The organism is Photobacterium phosphoreum, from assembly GCF_002954725.1.
Classification (GTDB): domain Bacteria; phylum Pseudomonadota; class Gammaproteobacteria; order Enterobacterales; family Vibrionaceae; genus Photobacterium; species Photobacterium phosphoreum.
In genome coordinates this window covers 1,880,241-1,896,843 of sequence record NZ_MSCQ01000001.1, presented here as the reverse complement: position 1 = coordinate 1,896,843, position 16,603 = coordinate 1,880,241, and the positions used below count along the sequence as shown (strand labels likewise).

Annotated in this window: 12 protein-coding genes; 10 read left to right on the top strand and 2 right to left on the bottom strand. The window is 41.9% G+C overall.

Going from position 1 to position 16,603, the window contains the following annotated elements; genetic code table 11:
• The first annotated feature begins 141 nt into the window (after positions 1 to 141).
• From BTO21_RS08235 to purF, 9 genes are all read left to right on the top strand, one after another.
• Positions 142 to 1,317, top strand: coding sequence for a 4-phosphoerythronate dehydrogenase (locus BTO21_RS08235; protein WP_045027653.1), 1,176 nt, complete (start codon positions 142 to 144; stop codon positions 1,315 to 1,317).
• On the top strand, positions 1,314 to 2,327 hold the full coding sequence (locus tag BTO21_RS08230; RefSeq protein ID WP_045027655.1) for an aspartate-semialdehyde dehydrogenase: 1,014 nt from the start codon (positions 1,314 to 1,316) through the stop codon (positions 2,325 to 2,327). Before BTO21_RS08235 ends, BTO21_RS08230 begins: the two co-directional genes overlap by 4 nt.
• A gap of 312 nt (positions 2,328 to 2,639) precedes the next feature.
• Positions 2,640 to 5,729: a FimV/HubP family polar landmark protein gene (locus BTO21_RS08225; RefSeq protein WP_045027656.1), complete on the top strand. Its 3,090-nt coding sequence runs from the start codon at positions 2,640 to 2,642 to the stop codon at positions 5,727 to 5,729.
• A gap of 355 nt (positions 5,730 to 6,084) precedes the next feature.
• The gene (gene truA / locus BTO21_RS08220; RefSeq protein ID WP_045027658.1) at positions 6,085 to 6,864 is read left to right on the top strand and encodes a tRNA pseudouridine(38-40) synthase TruA; all 780 of its coding nucleotides are present in this window, start codon (positions 6,085 to 6,087) and stop codon (positions 6,862 to 6,864) included.
• Positions 6,865 to 7,090: 226 nt separating this feature from the next.
• Entirely contained in the window at positions 7,091 to 8,005 is a 915-nt protein-coding gene (gene accD / locus BTO21_RS08215) for an acetyl-CoA carboxylase, carboxyltransferase subunit beta (RefSeq protein WP_045027659.1), read from the top strand.
• Positions 8,006 to 8,208: 203 nt separating this feature from the next.
• Positions 8,209 to 9,471 (top strand): bifunctional tetrahydrofolate synthase/dihydrofolate synthase, encoded by a 1,263-nt coding sequence (gene folC / locus BTO21_RS08210; protein WP_045027661.1) that lies wholly within the window; start codon positions 8,209 to 8,211, stop codon positions 9,469 to 9,471.
• A gap of 57 nt (positions 9,472 to 9,528) precedes the next feature.
• A complete protein-coding gene (dedD, locus tag BTO21_RS08205) occupies positions 9,529 to 10,179 on the top strand; it encodes a cell division protein DedD (protein WP_045027662.1) in 651 nt (216 codons plus the stop codon).
• Between the two features lie 64 nt (positions 10,180 to 10,243).
• On the top strand, positions 10,244 to 10,735 hold the full coding sequence (gene cvpA / locus BTO21_RS08200) for a colicin V production protein (RefSeq protein ID WP_045027664.1): 492 nt from the start codon (positions 10,244 to 10,246) through the stop codon (positions 10,733 to 10,735).
• A gap of 87 nt (positions 10,736 to 10,822) precedes the next feature.
• Complete coding sequence (gene purF, locus BTO21_RS08195) at positions 10,823 to 12,340, top strand: amidophosphoribosyltransferase (RefSeq protein WP_045027666.1); 1,518 nt, start codon at positions 10,823 to 10,825, stop codon at positions 12,338 to 12,340.
• 239 nt (positions 12,341 to 12,579) lie between these two features.
• Here the strand turns inward: purF and BTO21_RS08190 are convergent, their stop codons facing one another.
• Positions 12,580 to 13,464, bottom strand: a complete 885-nt coding sequence (locus BTO21_RS08190) for a LysR family transcriptional regulator (protein WP_045027667.1) — start codon at positions 13,462 to 13,464, stop codon at positions 12,580 to 12,582.
• A 336-nt stretch (positions 13,465 to 13,800) separates the two neighbouring features.
• On the opposite strand from BTO21_RS08190, the gene BTO21_RS08185 reads away from it, so the two are divergent.
• The gene (locus BTO21_RS08185) at positions 13,801 to 14,850 is read left to right on the top strand and encodes a response regulator (protein ID WP_045027669.1); all 1,050 of its coding nucleotides are present in this window, start codon (positions 13,801 to 13,803) and stop codon (positions 14,848 to 14,850) included.
• Positions 14,851 to 15,091: 241 nt separating this feature from the next.
• On the opposite strand, the gene BTO21_RS08180 is transcribed toward BTO21_RS08185, so the two are convergent.
• Entirely contained in the window at positions 15,092 to 16,486 is a 1,395-nt protein-coding gene (locus BTO21_RS08180) for a peptide MFS transporter (protein WP_045027670.1), read from the bottom strand.
• Positions 16,487 to 16,603 lie beyond the last annotated feature (117 nt).

The window sequence follows — 16,603 nt, the reverse complement described above, 5'->3', positions numbered from 1 at the left end:
TGCTTTTCCTTGCACCTTGAACCTTAAACCTCTATCTCTTCCTCATCCCTAGTTACCTGCTTTCCCTCGAAACCTGTCGTTCTCTCCTATATAATAATTTTTGCACGATCCTTTCTCTTTTATTCTCTCTACAGGACGTATATGAAAATCCTTATCGATGAAAACATGCCTTATGCCCAGCAATTATTTAGTCAATTGGGCGAGGTGATTGCTAAGCCAGGACGTAATTTAACCGCTGATGATTTAGTGGGCATTGATGCCTTAATGATCCGTTCTGTAACGAAAGTGAATGCTGATCTCATTGCTAAAGCCGATAAATTGAAATTTGTGGGTACCGCAACCGCAGGCCAAGATCATGTTGATCAGGATTTATTAGCCGCCAAGGGGATTACCTTTACCGCAGCACCTGGTTGTAACAAAGTCGGTGTAGCGGAATATGTGTTAAGTAGCTTGATGGTATTAGGTCAGCAACAGGATTTTTCTATTTTTGATCGCACCATTGGTATTATCGGTGCGGGTAACGTCGGTACGTATTTAGCCAAATGTCTTGATGCTTTGGGTATTCGTTATCTGTTAAATGATCCGCTTAAGCAAGCACGAGGTGATAAGCGTGAGTTTGATTCACTTGAGCGTTTATTGGCTGAGTGTGATGTGATCACCACCCACACTCCGATAACACGTACAGGGGATCATCCCACCCATCATTTAATTGATGCAGACTTTTTAGCAGCGATGCAGCCGAAGGCAATTTTAATTAATGCTGCCCGTGGGCCAGTGGTTGATAATCAGGCGTTGAAACAAGCTCTGCAAGCGTCAAGCTCAGGTTCAGGCAAAGCATTAACCGCAGTGTTAGATGTATTTGAGCAAGAACCGTTGGTTGATTTAGAATTATTGCCTTTATTGGCATTTGCTACTCCACATGTGGCGGGATATGGCCTTGAAGGTAAAGCGCGTGGCACCACGATGGTGTTTAACAGTTTTTGTCAATTTTTAGGTAATAATCACCACGCATTGGCGAGCGATTTATTACCAATTGCACCTGTACCCTCGGTGCAATTAAGCCGACAATGGGATGAAGCAACGTTATTTAGTTTGATCCAATTAGTTTATGATGTTCGCAAAGACGACGGTATTTTCCGTCGTGAAATGTTAGCTGCTGGCGACGATAACAGCAAAATGGCAACCGCTTTTGATCTAATGCGTAAAAATTACTGGGATCGACGTGAATATAGTGCGATTACAGTAGCGGCGAAGGCCGAGTTTGCGGTAGAGTCGCTGGCTAAATTAGGTTTTACAGTAGTAGAGGTTACACAATGAGTCAGGAATATGATATCGCAATACTCGGCGCAACAGGCGCAGTGGGCGAAGCCATGGTTGAAGTACTAGAAGCTCGCAATTTTCCTGTTCGCAATCTTTACTTGTTAGCAAGTGATCGTAGCGCAGGAAAAGCGTTACGTTTTAAAGGTAAATCAACCCGCGTTCGTAATGTAGAAGATTTCGACTGGAGCCAAGTGCAAATTGCCTTGTTCTCAGCAGGCGCTGAAGCATCACGCCATTGGGCACCGATTGCCACTGAGCAAGGTGTTGTGGTTATCGATAATACCTCTGAATTCCGTTACGAATATGATGTACCGCTGGTTATTCCAGAAGTGAACCCAGAAGCGATTGCAGATTACCGTAACCGTAATATTATCGCTAACCCGAATTGTTCAACAATTCAGATGTTAGTCGCACTTAAGCCAATTCAAGATGCTTACGGTATTGATCGCATTAACGTGGCAACGTATCAGTCAGTGTCAGGTTCAGGCCGTAAAGGTATTGATGAGCTAGCAGGACAAACAGCAAAACTGCTTAATGGTCTGCCAATTGAAACCAAAGCTTACGATAAGCAAATTGCATTTAACTGTATTCCACAGATTGATGAGTTTATGGATAACGGCTACACCAAAGAAGAAATGAAAATGGTGTGGGAAACGCAGAAGATTTTAGGCGATTCAAGTATTCGTGTGAATCCAACCTGTGTACGCGTGTCATCATTCTTTGGTCATGGCGAAGCAGTACACGTTGAAACGCATCAACCGATTGTATTAGAAGATGTGATTAACTTACTTGAGAATACTGACGGTATTGAAGTATTCCCAACCAATGAATACCCAACTCAAGTTACCGATGCTGTTGGTAAAGATCATGTGATGGTCGGTCGTATTCGTGAAGATATTAGTCATCCATGTGGACTTAACATGTGGATTGTGGCTGATAACGTCCGTAAAGGCGCAGCGACGAACAGTGTTCAAATTGCAGAAAAATTAATTGCAGATTATTTGTAATTAGCTGCAATAAAAGTAAGGTCTAGATCGCGTTATTAGTGTCTGCTGACACAATAGCGCGAACAAACTTGCTAACAAAATAACAAAGCGATGGGTGCAAGCCGGTCGCTTTTTTATTTCGTTAGCTGCTTGCTTTTCTTTTGCTGATAACTTGACATAATATGGTGCTTGTTATGATTAAATATCGCTATTCAAGCTTTATTGATATTGGTCGTTATTATTAGGTCGTTATCACCAGAAACTATTATTTCGAATTTGTTGCTAGGCGACGATTTCGGGCAATTTTATCTCTGCCAAAGAGGAATGTAGGCAGTGTCTAACATCCCAAAAATACTTAAACGTATGGTACTACCGGTCGCTTTTGTTACTATTTCGTCTTACTTACCCGTAGTGAATGCAAATACTATACGTATCGTCGGTCCTGCGAATGAAGACAGCTCGTACGCAACTCTCAATCGAGATACTGCCCCGAGCCCGCTGAATGTATCAGCCAAACCGTTTTCGACATCGTCATTGATGGCAAAAAGCTATGGTCCAACGTATGAAAGTGAAACGTTGTGGGGCATTGCGTCACGCCATTTGCCGAATCAAGATGTGTCTATTTTTAAAGTCATTGGGGCTATTTATAATCTTAACCGTGATGCCTTTGAAAATAATAATATCCATTCACTGTTGCCAGGAAGTTATTTAAAACTGCCGACAATGGAGCAAATTCAGCAGCAACGTATTAGTGCGGTTAGCCGTAAATTAGCTGCAGATCAATTACGTGCACCTTATGCGACAGAATTGGAAAAAAGACGCTTGGCAGAATTAAAAGCGTCGAAATCTGTGGCGGCTGAAAAAGAGGTATCAGTACCGATTGCTTCGGCAGCGGATACAACCGCGCCATTGAAAAAAACAATCATTGCTACGGTGCCAACGGTTAGCTATGACATTGCACCTCAAGCGAAGGCTGCTACTACTGATAAGCTCGCACAGCAACCTGTAACTGTTGCAACTGAGCCACTTGCAACGACGGATAATAATACTGTTAATGCAGCAGTGATTGCTGATACTACTGATGTTACTGATACTAATGATGTTAACAACAGTACGATAATCCCTGCGAAACCTGTTCTGCCACACGTTGATGTTGCTCATGTAAAGATGAACGCATTAGTCGAAAGTAATCACGCATTACGGTTACGTTTATCGGCTATGCAGCAAGATATGGCGACATTAAAAGATCAAGTCACCGAAAGTGATAGCATTCGTCAACAAATGGTGTCGTTTTTAGAGCAACAGAAACAGCAAGCTGCTGTCGTCGAGCCAGTACCTGAAACATGGCTTGATCGCTTGACCAATAATCCATGGGCATTGGCTGCCGCAGGTATTATTCCTGGTGGTTTAATTGCAGCATTATTGGCTTTATTGTTATTCCGCCGTAAGAAAAATGATCCCGAACCGCAATCGTTACCTGCTCCTATTGCTGATAATGATAATAGCACCGCTGTTGTACCGCCAATTAATTTAGTTGATATCGATCATAACGACGATCTTGATGATTTATTTGCAGATGATGATTTATTTGCGGATATTGAGCCTAATCAGCATGTGAATAAAAACGACAATGCGACTGTTATTAACAATGAAGATCATCAACCTGTAGCGGCATTGGCTGAAACTGATTTTGATGACAGTGTCTTTGATAATAACCTCAGTACAATTTCGGTTACTCATGATGATGCTATCGGTCTGGAAGACATGTCGCGTGCGCTCGACGAGCTTGATGCGAAACCAGAACCGAGTGCGGATGAAGCATTAGCTACGTTATGGGAAAAATCGCTGAGCGAAGATGATAATACTAATTTTGATTTGTCTGAATATGATGAAGCGATTATTTCATCGCCAGCATCAGCATCAACTGTTGAAGATGACAATGATGCGGATAAACAGTTATCAGACCAAGCGTTATTAGATGAGATCTTGCAACAAGCACAGGCATCAGATGTTTCTCAGCCTGAAGCATTCGCTGAATCGGAATTAGTCGGCACTAAAGCGGTTTCTCAAGATGAACTCGATATCTTATTTTCTCAGTTTAATCATGATTTGCCTGACATAAATGCTGCATCGACTCAATCTGAAGTGAATGATGACGAATCGTTATTTGCTGAAGATAGTACTGAATTATTAGATGATTTAGTCGCTGATGACGATGATAAATCGTTTGGTAGTGATATTGAATTAGCTGAAAACAGTACTGATTTATTAGATGAACTGCTTGCTGATGAGCAACAAACACCCTCGTTTAGTGTTGATGATTTGCCCGAGTTTGATGAGCAAGCCGCGTTTGATCACTATGATGAAGACATGTCAGCACTGCCAGCCGCGGATGCAATTCACAATACGCCATTAAGTCTTGATGATTTACCTGAGTTTGATGAAAACTCAGCGTTTGATGATCCGCAAGCCGCACCATTAGAACAAATGGATGAGCGTTCAGAGATTGATGAGCAAATTGCCATCGACAATGTTACTCGTCAATTACAGCAAGCGGCACAAGCGGCAGAGCAACGTCAACAAGTACCTGTTGATAATGCTAGCGCTAATGTTGAGCCTGATTATTCACCGTTTGATACTGCGCGTCATCTGGAATACGCGTTTGATAATATTGATGTCAGCAGCTTGCCAGAGTTTGATGAAGATGAAGCATTATTTGCCTCATTTGAAGAGCAGCATGAATTAGAGCAATATGCGATTGAGCAAGGCTTTAAACCGCAACCATCGTCTCAAGGTGTTACTGCTGTTGTCGATCATTCGCCAGAAGCGGAGCAAGATCGAATCGATTCTGCTGGTTTAGACATGGAGGCGTTGCTGTTTGATGGTGCACAATCAACAACGGCTATGCCTCAACGTGGCCTTAATCATGATGAGCGTGAGCAGTTATTAACCCCAACAGTCGATAGCGCTATTGCTGATAATGAACATGTATTAGCAGAAGATGAAGCCGCTGTTTGGCAAAGCATGGTCGCTGAACCTGAACTTGAGCACGAAGATTGGTCTAAACAACCGGATTTAGCGCAAGAAGATGTTAAAACAGCAACGTCTACAGCATCGGCTTACATTAGTATTGATCAATTGCTAGCAGATGATCCTAATTATCACCAAGAAGACCCAGATGAGAAGCCATTAAACCTTGATGTTGGTTTGAAAGGGTTTCCTGATATGTTCGCCAATATTCGTCAATTTGATGTGGACAGTGCGGGTGAATATGCAGGTCAGTTAGATTTAGCTAAAGCGTACCTTGAGATGAATGATATTGGTGGCGCGGTTGATTTACTGCAAGATATCGCATTAAAAGGTGAGGGTGAAACCCAAGCGGAAGCGAGTGCTTTGCTAGATAAGTTTAAGACGAAGAAGTAAAACAGGTTTCGAGGCAGAGCAGGGACGAGGGTTCTAGTTTCGAGATAAAAAAGCGATGGGTGAAAGCCTGTCGCTTTTTTTTGTATATGTGAGGTTTAGAGGGACGAAGGGCTAGGAAGAGCAGTGCTAGAGAGTGTCCTAAATTCTGTGTGACTGTTGGGTGACATAAAACTTGATACTGTTTTTGGTTTTCCTGGTTTTCCTGGTTTTCCTGCTTTTCTCGCAACTCGCCCCTCGAAAACTCGTCCCTGCTTCCCCTTTGTATCGCCATCCCCTATACTTCACCCTCTGTTTTGAACAGGCGCTTAAATAACATCGCCTGTGTGTTTATGCTGAATTAAGTCGAAGTGAGATTATGCGAATAGCGTTAGGTATAGAATACGATGGTGCTAAATATTGTGGTTGGCAACGTCAAGTAGATGTCGATAGTGTTCAAGAACGTTTAGAAAAAGCGCTGTCACATATAGCTAATAAACCCATTGCTGTTTTTTGTGCTGGACGTACCGATACAGGGGTGCATGGTACAGGACAAGTGGTTCACTTCGATGTTGATATTGACCGTAAAATGGCGGCATGGACGATGGGTGTGAATGCTTATCTTCCTAAAGATATTGCTGTGCGTTGGGCACATGAAGTGAATGAAGATTTTCATGCGCGTTTTTCAGCAACAGCGCGTCGTTATCGTTATGTTATCTATAATCACTCTGTACGCCCGGCTATTTTTCAACACGGTGTTAGCCATTATCATGGTCATCTTGATGAAGAAAAAATGCATCAAGCAGCACAGCATTTAATTGGCGAGCATGATTATACTTCATTTCGTGCGACCCAATGTCAATCACGTAGCCCGTGGTGGCGTCTTGAGCATCTAACTGTTACACGCCAAGGTGATTTTGTTGTTATCGACATTAAAGCCAATGCGTTTGTACACCATATGGTGCGTAATATTGCAGGTAGCTTGATTAAAGTCGGTAAAGGTGAAAAACAACCAGATTGGATCAAGTGGGTACTTGAGCAAAAAGATCGTCGTATTGCTGGCCCAACGGCAAAGTCTGCGGGTCTTTATTTAGTCGATGTTGATTATCCTGCGGAGTTTAATTTACCGCGCTCGGCACTGGGGCCATTATTTTTGTAAGCTATTTAGTCATGGCAGGTTAAAAATAGAGAACGCAATAATCTCAATTATGACTGTTTTTAACGTGTACTGGTGTTTTTACTTAAAAACATCATGATGGCACACAAAGGTAATACCAGTTTTTTATCTACAGATTAATAAGTTTATGTTTTAATCTATAGATGATATTTAATGAATTTGTCTCTTCGGTCGTTATTGGCGGAAGAATAAAAAAGAAAGGTCATTCATGAGCTGGCTTGAAAAGATTCTAACTAAAAGTAACATCGTATCTTCGCGTAAGGTATCTATTCCTGAAGGTGTATGGACGAAGTGTACGTCTTGTGATCAGGTACTGTATCACGCAGATCTCGAGCGCAATCTTGAAGTTTGCCCTAAATGTGACCACCACATGCGTATGAAAGCGCGTCGTCGTCTTGAAACATTTCTTGATGCTGATACGCAAGTGGAAATTGCAGCTGAACTCGAGCCACAAGATAAGCTTAAGTTCCGTGACTCGAAGAAATACAAAGACCGTTTATACGCAGCCCAAAAAGCAACAGGCGAGAAAGATGCCTTAATTGCGATGGATGGTGAGTTACTTGGGTTGCCAGTTGTTGCCTGTGCCTTTGAATTCTCTTTTATGGGCGGCTCAATGGGATCGGTTGTTGGCGCTAAGTTTGTGCGTGCGGTTGATTCGGCAATTGAAAGAAACTGTCCATTGATTTGTTTCTCTGCCAGTGGCGGTGCGCGTATGCAAGAAGCGTTAATGTCACTAATGCAAATGGCGAAAACCAGTGCAGCATTAGAGCGTTTATCGGCGAAAGGTTTACCGTTCTTCTCGGTACTGACTGACCCAACCATGGGCGGTGTATCAGCCTCTCTTGCGATGCTAGGCGATATTAATATTGGTGAGCCTAAAGCGCTTATCGGTTTTGCTGGCCAACGTGTTATTGAACAAACAGTACGTGAGAAATTGCCAGAAGGCTTCCAGCGTAGTGAGTTTTTACTTGAACATGGCGCGATTGACATGATTGTTGATCGTCGTGAAATGCGTCAACGTATTGCAGGTTTAATGGCAAAAATGACCAACCAAGCATCACCGTTGGTTGTTTCTATTGATAGTAAGCCAGAGCCACAACCTGTTGTCGAAAAAGAAGACTAATAACACTATCTTTAATCGAGGGGTATTTACCAACGGTAGCCACCACGATTAATGTCATAAAATGCCACCCTAATTGATGTAATTAGGGTGGCATTTTTGTTTTCTAAACTGAATCACCCATTTATTGGCCTCGATGATTAAGTTATTGGTCATTCAGTGGTAAATTAAGGGTTCAGTTTGTTACTACAAGTGAATGATTTTTAATGTCAGGATTGACCTCTCCGCAAGCGACAGCCGCGCTTTCAACATGGCTGAAATATCTTGAACAGCTTCATACTAGCGCCATTGATTTAGGCCTCGATCGGGTTCGGCTGGTGGCTGAAAATGCTGATCTCATTAAACCTGCGCCGTGTGTTATTACCGTTGCTGGTACCAATGGTAAAGGATCGACCTGCGCCATGCTGGAAGCTATTTTGTTGGCTGCAGGTTATAAAGTCGGTGTCTATAGTTCGCCTCATTTAGTGCGGTATAACGAGCGCGTGCGAATTAATAACCAAGAGCTTGATGATAGCGAGCATAGCAGGGCGTTTGCGAGTGTAGAAGCTGCACGAGGTGAAACCAGTTTAAGTTTATTTGAATTTGGCACCTTAGCGGCACTGACATTATTTAAGCAACATCAGGTTGATGTGGTGGTGTTAGAGGTAGGCTTAGGTGGACGTTTAGATGCGACCAATATTGTTGATCATGACGTGTGTGTTATTACCAGTTTAGCGATTGATCATATTGATTGGTTAGGCGATAACATTGATGTTATTGGCTATGAAAAAGCGGGTATTTTCCGTGGTGGTAAACCCGCGATTTGTGGCCAGCCACATCCGCCAGCGACAGTGCCTGCACATGCTGATGATATTGGTGCTGAACTGTATCAAGTCGGTTATCAGTTTGACTATCAAGTTGATAATGATTGCTGGCATTGGCAGGCAGGTGCCTTTGAATTAACGGATTTACCGTTGCCAAGTTTACCATTACCAAATGCCGCGACAGCGTTGATGGCATTGTCTGTTGCTGAGCTAAATATTAGTGATAACAATATTGTTGAAGGTTTGCGTAATGCACGTTTACCCGGGCGGATGCAGCGTGTTAGTGAACAACCTTTGATTATTATGGATGTGGCACACAATCCCCATTCAGCCCAATATTTTGCGACTCAGCTTACTAAAATAAAAGCCCAAGAAGGCAAAAACAAAATCCATGCCGTGGTAGCGATGCTGCATGATAAAGACATAGCGGCAACCGTCGCGGCAATGCGTGACAGTGTTGATTGTTGGTATCCAGCTTCGCTACAAGGTCCTCGTGCGGCAGTAGCGGATGAAATATTGCAGCATTTACCAGCAGGTTGTGGTGGTTTTGAGAGCCCTGAATTAGCTTTTGACCAAGCCTTAACACAAGCAAGTGCTGACGATGTGGTAATCGTGTTTGGCTCGTTTTACACTGTCGGGCAAATAACCACTCATTTAAAGCTGTAGAACGTAAAGAGAGCACATTGTGTTGTGTTCTCGTTTCAGATATCAACAGGAGTCATTGTGGCGAGTCAATTTCAAAATCGATTAATTGGAACCATTATTTTGGTTGCGATTGGCGTTATTTTTCTACCGGATTTTTTCGATGGTAAGAAAGAACATTATAAAGAAGAGTTTGCGAGTATTCCGTTGCAGCCAAAGATGGGCGGGCAAACGGAAGCAAAAACGATTCCTGAACCTGAAAACGCCGATGTTGTGTTACCTAAAGAACCTGTAACAGCAAGCACGGATAATTCAGCGTCAACGAATGATGAAACATATACCATTGAGGCTGATCATACTACAACCGCTGAACCACAACCTGCTGTGGTAAAACCTGTTGCAGCAAAGCCGGCTGTCGTTAAACCTGTTGTAAAACCAAGTGTACCAAAGCCTGTAGTGAAACCGTCTGCATCAACCACAACAAGTTCGGCGTGGGTGATTAAAATGGGGACGTTTGGTAATTTTAATAACGCTAATGCTCTCGTTGCAAAATTACGCCTAAATGGTTATCAGGCACAATTAATACCAAGAGATGCTAAACCTGGTCAATATGTAAAGGTCGTTGTTGGTCCTGATGTATCAAAAGCGAAGCTAACAGGCCAAATTGCAGAATTGAAAAAAATTACTGGCTTAAACGGTAAATTGAACCGATTTGATGCAATAAATCCTTAGGTAAACGTTTGCGTAAGCGTTTTTTCTGTTAGAATACCCATCAACAAAACGAGCAATAGCAAAAATGATCTGGATTGATTATGTAATACTGGGCGTGATCTGCTTCTCAGCAATGGTGAGTTTGGTCCGTGGTTTTGTTAAAGAAGCACTGTCATTAGTGATTTGGTTTACTGCGTTTTTTATCGCGAGTAATTTTTATCCGGAATTGGCGGTTTATTTTACCAATTTCCATGACAAGATGCTGCGTAACGGTAGTGCTATCGCAGTACTGTTTGTAGCGACATTGATTGTTGGCGCGGTGGTAAACTACGTTATTGGTCAATTAGTGCAGAAAACCGGTTTGTCTGGTACAGATCGTGTTTTAGGGGTTGTTTTTGGTGCGGTTCGTGGCGTACTTATTGTGGCTGCGGTATTGTTCTTTATTGACACCTTTACGGGTTTATCTAGCTCAGAATGGTGGAAAAAATCTGAGTTGATTCCTCAATTTGGTGCAGTAATAGAATGGTTCTTCGAGTACATCAAAGAGAGCTCTAGTTTTTTACATAGCATTAAATAGTGCAAGATTAACCGCGGTTGCTGACACCATTGTTGAATAATAATTGGGTTAGCAACTGTTCTTTTATGCAGGACGAGGACTTAGGAAATGTGTGGTATTGTTGGAATCGTGGGCTCAACCCCGGTAAACCAGTCTATCTATGATGCACTTACTGTGCTACAGCATCGTGGCCAAGACGCCGCTGGTATTTGTACCTTAGAAAGCAATCGTTTCCGTCTGCGTAAAGCGAATGGTTTAGTGCGTGATGTCTTTGAAGCTAAACATATGCAACGCTTACAGGGTAATGTGGGTATTGGACATGTTCGCTACCCAACGGCAGGAAGCTCAAGTGTCTCAGAAGCTCAGCCGTTTTATGTTAACTCTCCTTATGGTATTTCTTTAGCGCACAATGGTAATTTAACCAATGCAGCGAATATTCGAGAAACCTTGTTTGAACAAACAAAGCGGCATGTAAATACCACTTCTGATTCGGAAATTTTATTGAATGTGTTGGCTAATCAACTAGCGCACAGTCAAACTTATCCGATTAGCCCTAGCGATATTTTTAAAGCCGTTAGCGAAGTCCATGAAATCGTTAAAGGTGCTTATGCAGTGGTTGCCTTAGTGATTGGTCACGGATTGATTGCCTTTCGTGATCCTAATGGTATTCGTCCATTATGCTTAGGTAAGCGTGAAGAAAACGGCAAAATCGAATACATGGTAGCGTCAGAATCAGTGGCATTAGATGCGGTTGGTTTTGATTTTATGCGTGATGTGTCACCGGGTGAAGCGGTTTATATTACCTTTGATGGCGAGCTATACACTCAACAATGTGCACTTAATCCACAGCTAAATCCATGTGTGTTTGAATTCGTGTATTTTGCACGTCCAGATTCATTCATCGATAAAGTATCAGTGTACGGCGCACGTTTAGCAATGGGCACTAAGCTCGGCGAAAAGATCAAGCGAGAGTGGGCTGATATTGATATCGATGTGGTGATCCCTATCCCTGAAACCTCATGTGATAGCGCACTTGAAATTGCACGCACGCTAGATAAACCTTATCGCCAAGGTTTTGTTAAGAATCGTTATGTTGGCCGTACTTTTATCATGCCGGGTCAGCAAATGCGTCGTAAATCAGTACGCCGTAAATTAAATGCGATCCGTTCTGAGTTTAAAGGTAAGAATGTATTGCTGGTGGACGACTCTATTGTTCGTGGTACTACGTCTGAGCAGATTATTGAAATGGCGCGTGATGCTGGTGCGAACAAAGTGTATTTGGCCTCTGCAGCCCCTGAGGTTCGTTTCCCGAATGTATATGGCATTGATATGCCAAGTGCCAATGAATTGATTGCTCATGGTCGTGAAGTGGATGAAATCGGTAAATTGATTGGTGCTGATGGACTCATTTTCCAAGATCTTAGTGATTTAGTGGCAGCTGTTGCCGAAGGTAATCCTGATATTACTTTATTTGAAACCTCGGTATTCAATGGTCATTATGTTACGGGTGATGTTGATCAACCTTACCTTGATTATTTGGATTCACTGCGTAATGAAGATTCAAAGTTACAGTCAGAACTACAACAAGATTTAGCTAACCTTGAGTTGTATAACGAAGGGATGTAATGGTTGTGACTGATTAACAACAAAAGCGACAGGTGAAAGCTTGTCGCTTTTTTGTGGTTGCTGTTTAACATTGTTAGGGGGCTTGAAAATAGCGTAAAGCAATAACAATGATATTTTCAGTGAAGGATTTAAGGCTCGTTGATTAACGATGGCATAAATGACAATCCCCAAAAATGAAAATGCCGCTCCTAATTATTTGGCGGCATTTTTCTCTGTTTTTTTTGAGTGCTAATTTCTAATTAGTGTTTTTCAAGATCAAAGTAATGACTTGCAAAATCAATAAATAGACGCAGTTTTTCTGGTTGGTAATCACGGTGGTTGTAAATCAAATAAACATCACATGGGTTAGCCGACCAATTTTTAAGCACTTGTACCACATCACCTGCAGCAATGTATTTTTCTAACATTACGTTTGGCATCAGTGTAATACCAAGACCTGCACTACATGCTTTACGAATAACATTGAGTTCACTTGCTTCAAAGCGTGCGCGCTCGTTAATCGTAACCGTCTCGCCATTTTGGTTAGTTAAACGCCAGCGTAACAGCGGATTACCTTTTAGTAGCGTATGTTCGTGTAGATCCTGAGCATGCTTAGGTTCTGGATTTTTCTTTAGATAATCAGGGCTTGCGACCAAAATATCTTTTACTTCATTAATGCGACGTGCAATAAGCGTTGAATCACGTTGAGGACCAACACGGAACATAACGTCCCAATCGGTTGGATCAAGTTGATCGGGTTCATTGCTCATGTAAAGTTGAATGCTAATCGCTGGATGTTCTTGCATAAATGCAGTGAGCAACGGCTGTAACATCACCTTAGTGATATTGGTCGGTGCAGCAATACGCAATTTACCAGCAGCGCCTTTACACTCTTCACTGATATGCTCAGTCGTATCAAGTAACTGTTGTAACAACGGTGCACAGTCTTGGTAAAACTTCTGACCGGCCTCTGTTAGCGATAGTTTACGAGCATGACGATTTAAAAGGCGAATGTTGAGGCCTTCTTCAAGCGCCTGAATGCGACGGGTTAGCGTAGCAACAGGTACCTGTGTTTTTCGTGATGCGGCAGTATAACTGCCATTTTCCACAACCATGCGGAATAGGTTTAGATCGTCAAGTTTCATATCAAAGTCATTTGTGAAAACTGATAATGGGTAATTGTATAACAAAACGAGTCAAAATCACCCCTTTTTGTTATGTATTTTAAATAAAAGTATGTTAGAGCTGATATATATTGGGCTAAGGTGGGTTTGTTTATAAATTTTAACCGTATCTAGCTCGTCTCTATTTATAGAACAAATTTTCTGATAAGACATAGAAAATAGTGATTAACGGTAAACTATTTACCTATGCTTAGTTATATAGCGTCCGTAAATCAGATTTTCATCACAAAGTTTGGTTGGTGCTACAGATTTAAGCTTATACACTTATTAGACGTAGTTATGAAAAAGGAGAGACTTTTGCTAAAAGGGAAAAATATACTTATCGTAGAAGATGATCCTGTATTTCGAACCATGATTGTTGGCTTTTTAAACAGTCAGGGCTGTCAGGTAAGAGAAGCAGAAGATGGTTTGGTTGGACTTCGAGCCTTAAAAGACAATATTCCCGATTTGTTATTGTGTGATTTGGCGATGCCAGTCATGACAGGAATGGAGTTTGTTGAAGAGGTTGCATTGCAGTATCCAATGATCCCAGTGATTGTGATCTCTGGTACCGGAAATATGACCGATGTCGCTCAGGCGTTACGTCTAGGTGTTAAAGACTTTTTAATTAAGCCTATTGATAACATTATGACGCTTAAGTCGGCGATTGTCTCAGTGTTAAATATGCAAGATAGCGCTCAACAAAAGCAGCAAGATTTCTCTCAACGGTGGGTGATGGGAGGGGATGATTCGGGCTTAGTCGAAGAGGAATTACAATGGCATATTTCAGAATTAAAAAATGATCCTCGAGCTGCACGTGAATTATTAATGGGATTAATGCCTGATCTTCAATCACGTTGTGGGCGCTGGAAACTCAGTTATCGCGCTTTACAATCGGCAGAGATGTCACCAGTCATCTTTGATTATATTTGGTTAATTGATGGTCAATTAGCTTTCTATATGGTTGATACCAGTTCTGGTGGTGAAAATAGTACCGCAACGGCTTTATTAATTAGAGCGTGTTTTAATGATTTCTTACGTCGGCAAGGTAATTACCTCAGTAGTGTGCAGCATTTAGTCACGCAAATAGAACTAGGTTTACAGTATTCAGGCTATGCAACACCAGTAAAAGGGTTGTTTGGGGTGTTTAATTTGGCTGAGAAGCAGTTGCATCTGATTGCGGCAGGGATTGGTGGGAAACTGCAAGTCAATGATCATTGTGCAATGATAACCGCAGGGCAGTGGCTAGGTGATGGTGCGTGTAATAATCCATTAGTGATTTTACCTATGTCTGATGATGGTGCGCGATTGTCACTGAGTGACATTAATCATGCTAATTTCAGTGTTAATTTTGAAACAGTAACCTAAGACTCATCATAATAAATTGATGACATAATTAGGTGTACAAGTTCATTAAGTCACAATATTCCCGACAGCGAATGCCCGCGAGGATGATAGAGGATCTATTGCTTTTGAAAGATGACCACTTAGTTAATAGGATGGGATAACGCTATTGTGTTGAGATATATAAAATGGTTACAGATAAAAAAAGGGGATACTTGCGTATCCCCTTTTTTATTTTAAACCACGATTTTATTTTAAACTACAATTAAGCATTTGCTGGTTGTGGTTTAGTTTCATCGTTATCGCTATATGCATCGCCTTCAGCGCCATGCATCCACGAGATCAGTTTGTTAGAGAACAACAGTAATAACACTCCGGCAATCACTGCGGTAATCGCAATACCAGAGAAGATTGCTAATGGGCCTGCTTGACCGATGCTTGCGCCGACAACACCTGCAATGTAGTTCGCAATAGCATTAGCACCAAACCATGCCCCCATCATTAATGATGCAAGGCGTAACGGTGCCAATTTGGTTACCATTGATAGACCAATAGGTGATAGACATAGCTCACCAATAGTATGGAAGAAGTAAGCGCCGACCAGCCACATCATTGATGTTTTTACGGTCATATCACCATTTTGCTCTAACGCGGCACCGATCATACAAGCAAAACCTAGTGCCAGAGAGAACATCGCTAATGCGAATTTAACTGGTGAATTAGGCTCACTTTTACCCATTTTAACCCAGAGTGCAGCAAGCAGTGGCGCACATAGAATAATGAAGAATGGGTTGAGTGACTGGAACCATGCTGCTGGTACTTCAAAGTTGCCAATCATACGGTTAGTGTATTCTTGCGAGTAAATATTCATTAGGCCGCCAGCTTGTTCAAAGCCTGCCCAGAATACGATAACAAAAGTACACATTACTAAAATTACTTTTAAGCGATCACGCTCAATTTTAGTTAACGGTTCTTTTTTACCACTTGCGTTGTTTGCAGCATCACGTACGGCAGCAGGTACTTTACCAATATCGCCTAAGTAACGTTGAGCAAAGAAAAGTTGAGTTAATAAGCTCATTAGCATACCTACACCTGCGCATAGGAAGCCCGCTTTCCAACCATATACCGCTGATGCTGTACCTGCGATAACACCGGCTAGTAATGAACCAATATTAATACCCATGTAGAAAATAGTGAAAGCACCGTCACGACGATGATCTCCAGCAGGGTATAAATCACCGACCATAGTTGAAATGTTTGGTTTAAATAAACCATTACCCACAATAAGGAAAGCCAAACCGACATAGAAAGCGGTAACGGCATGGGGATCAACCACACTATGCGGTAAGGCTAGCGTAAATTGACCAATCGCCATCAATACGCCACCAATAATGATGGAGCGGCGTTGGCCTAAAATGTTGTCGGCAATCCAACCACCAATAAGAGGGGTAAAGTAAACTAAGCCAGTGTAGATACCGTATAAGTTAAGCGCTTCTTCTGTGGTCCACCCAAGACCGCCATTAATGGTTTTATCGGTTAAATATAAAACCAGAATTGCTCGCATAGCGTAATAAGAAAAGCGTTCCCATAGCTCTGTTCCAAATAACAGGAACAAGCCTTTTGGGTGACCCAGAAGGGTACCACTACTATTATGACTCATAGGACTCTCTATTTTATTTTAATTAGTGTGTTTGCTCATTCATGTAGGTTTATAAAGCACAATATATTTAACTGCAAGTTTTTACATTTAGTAAACAATAATAAAACATTGCAAACT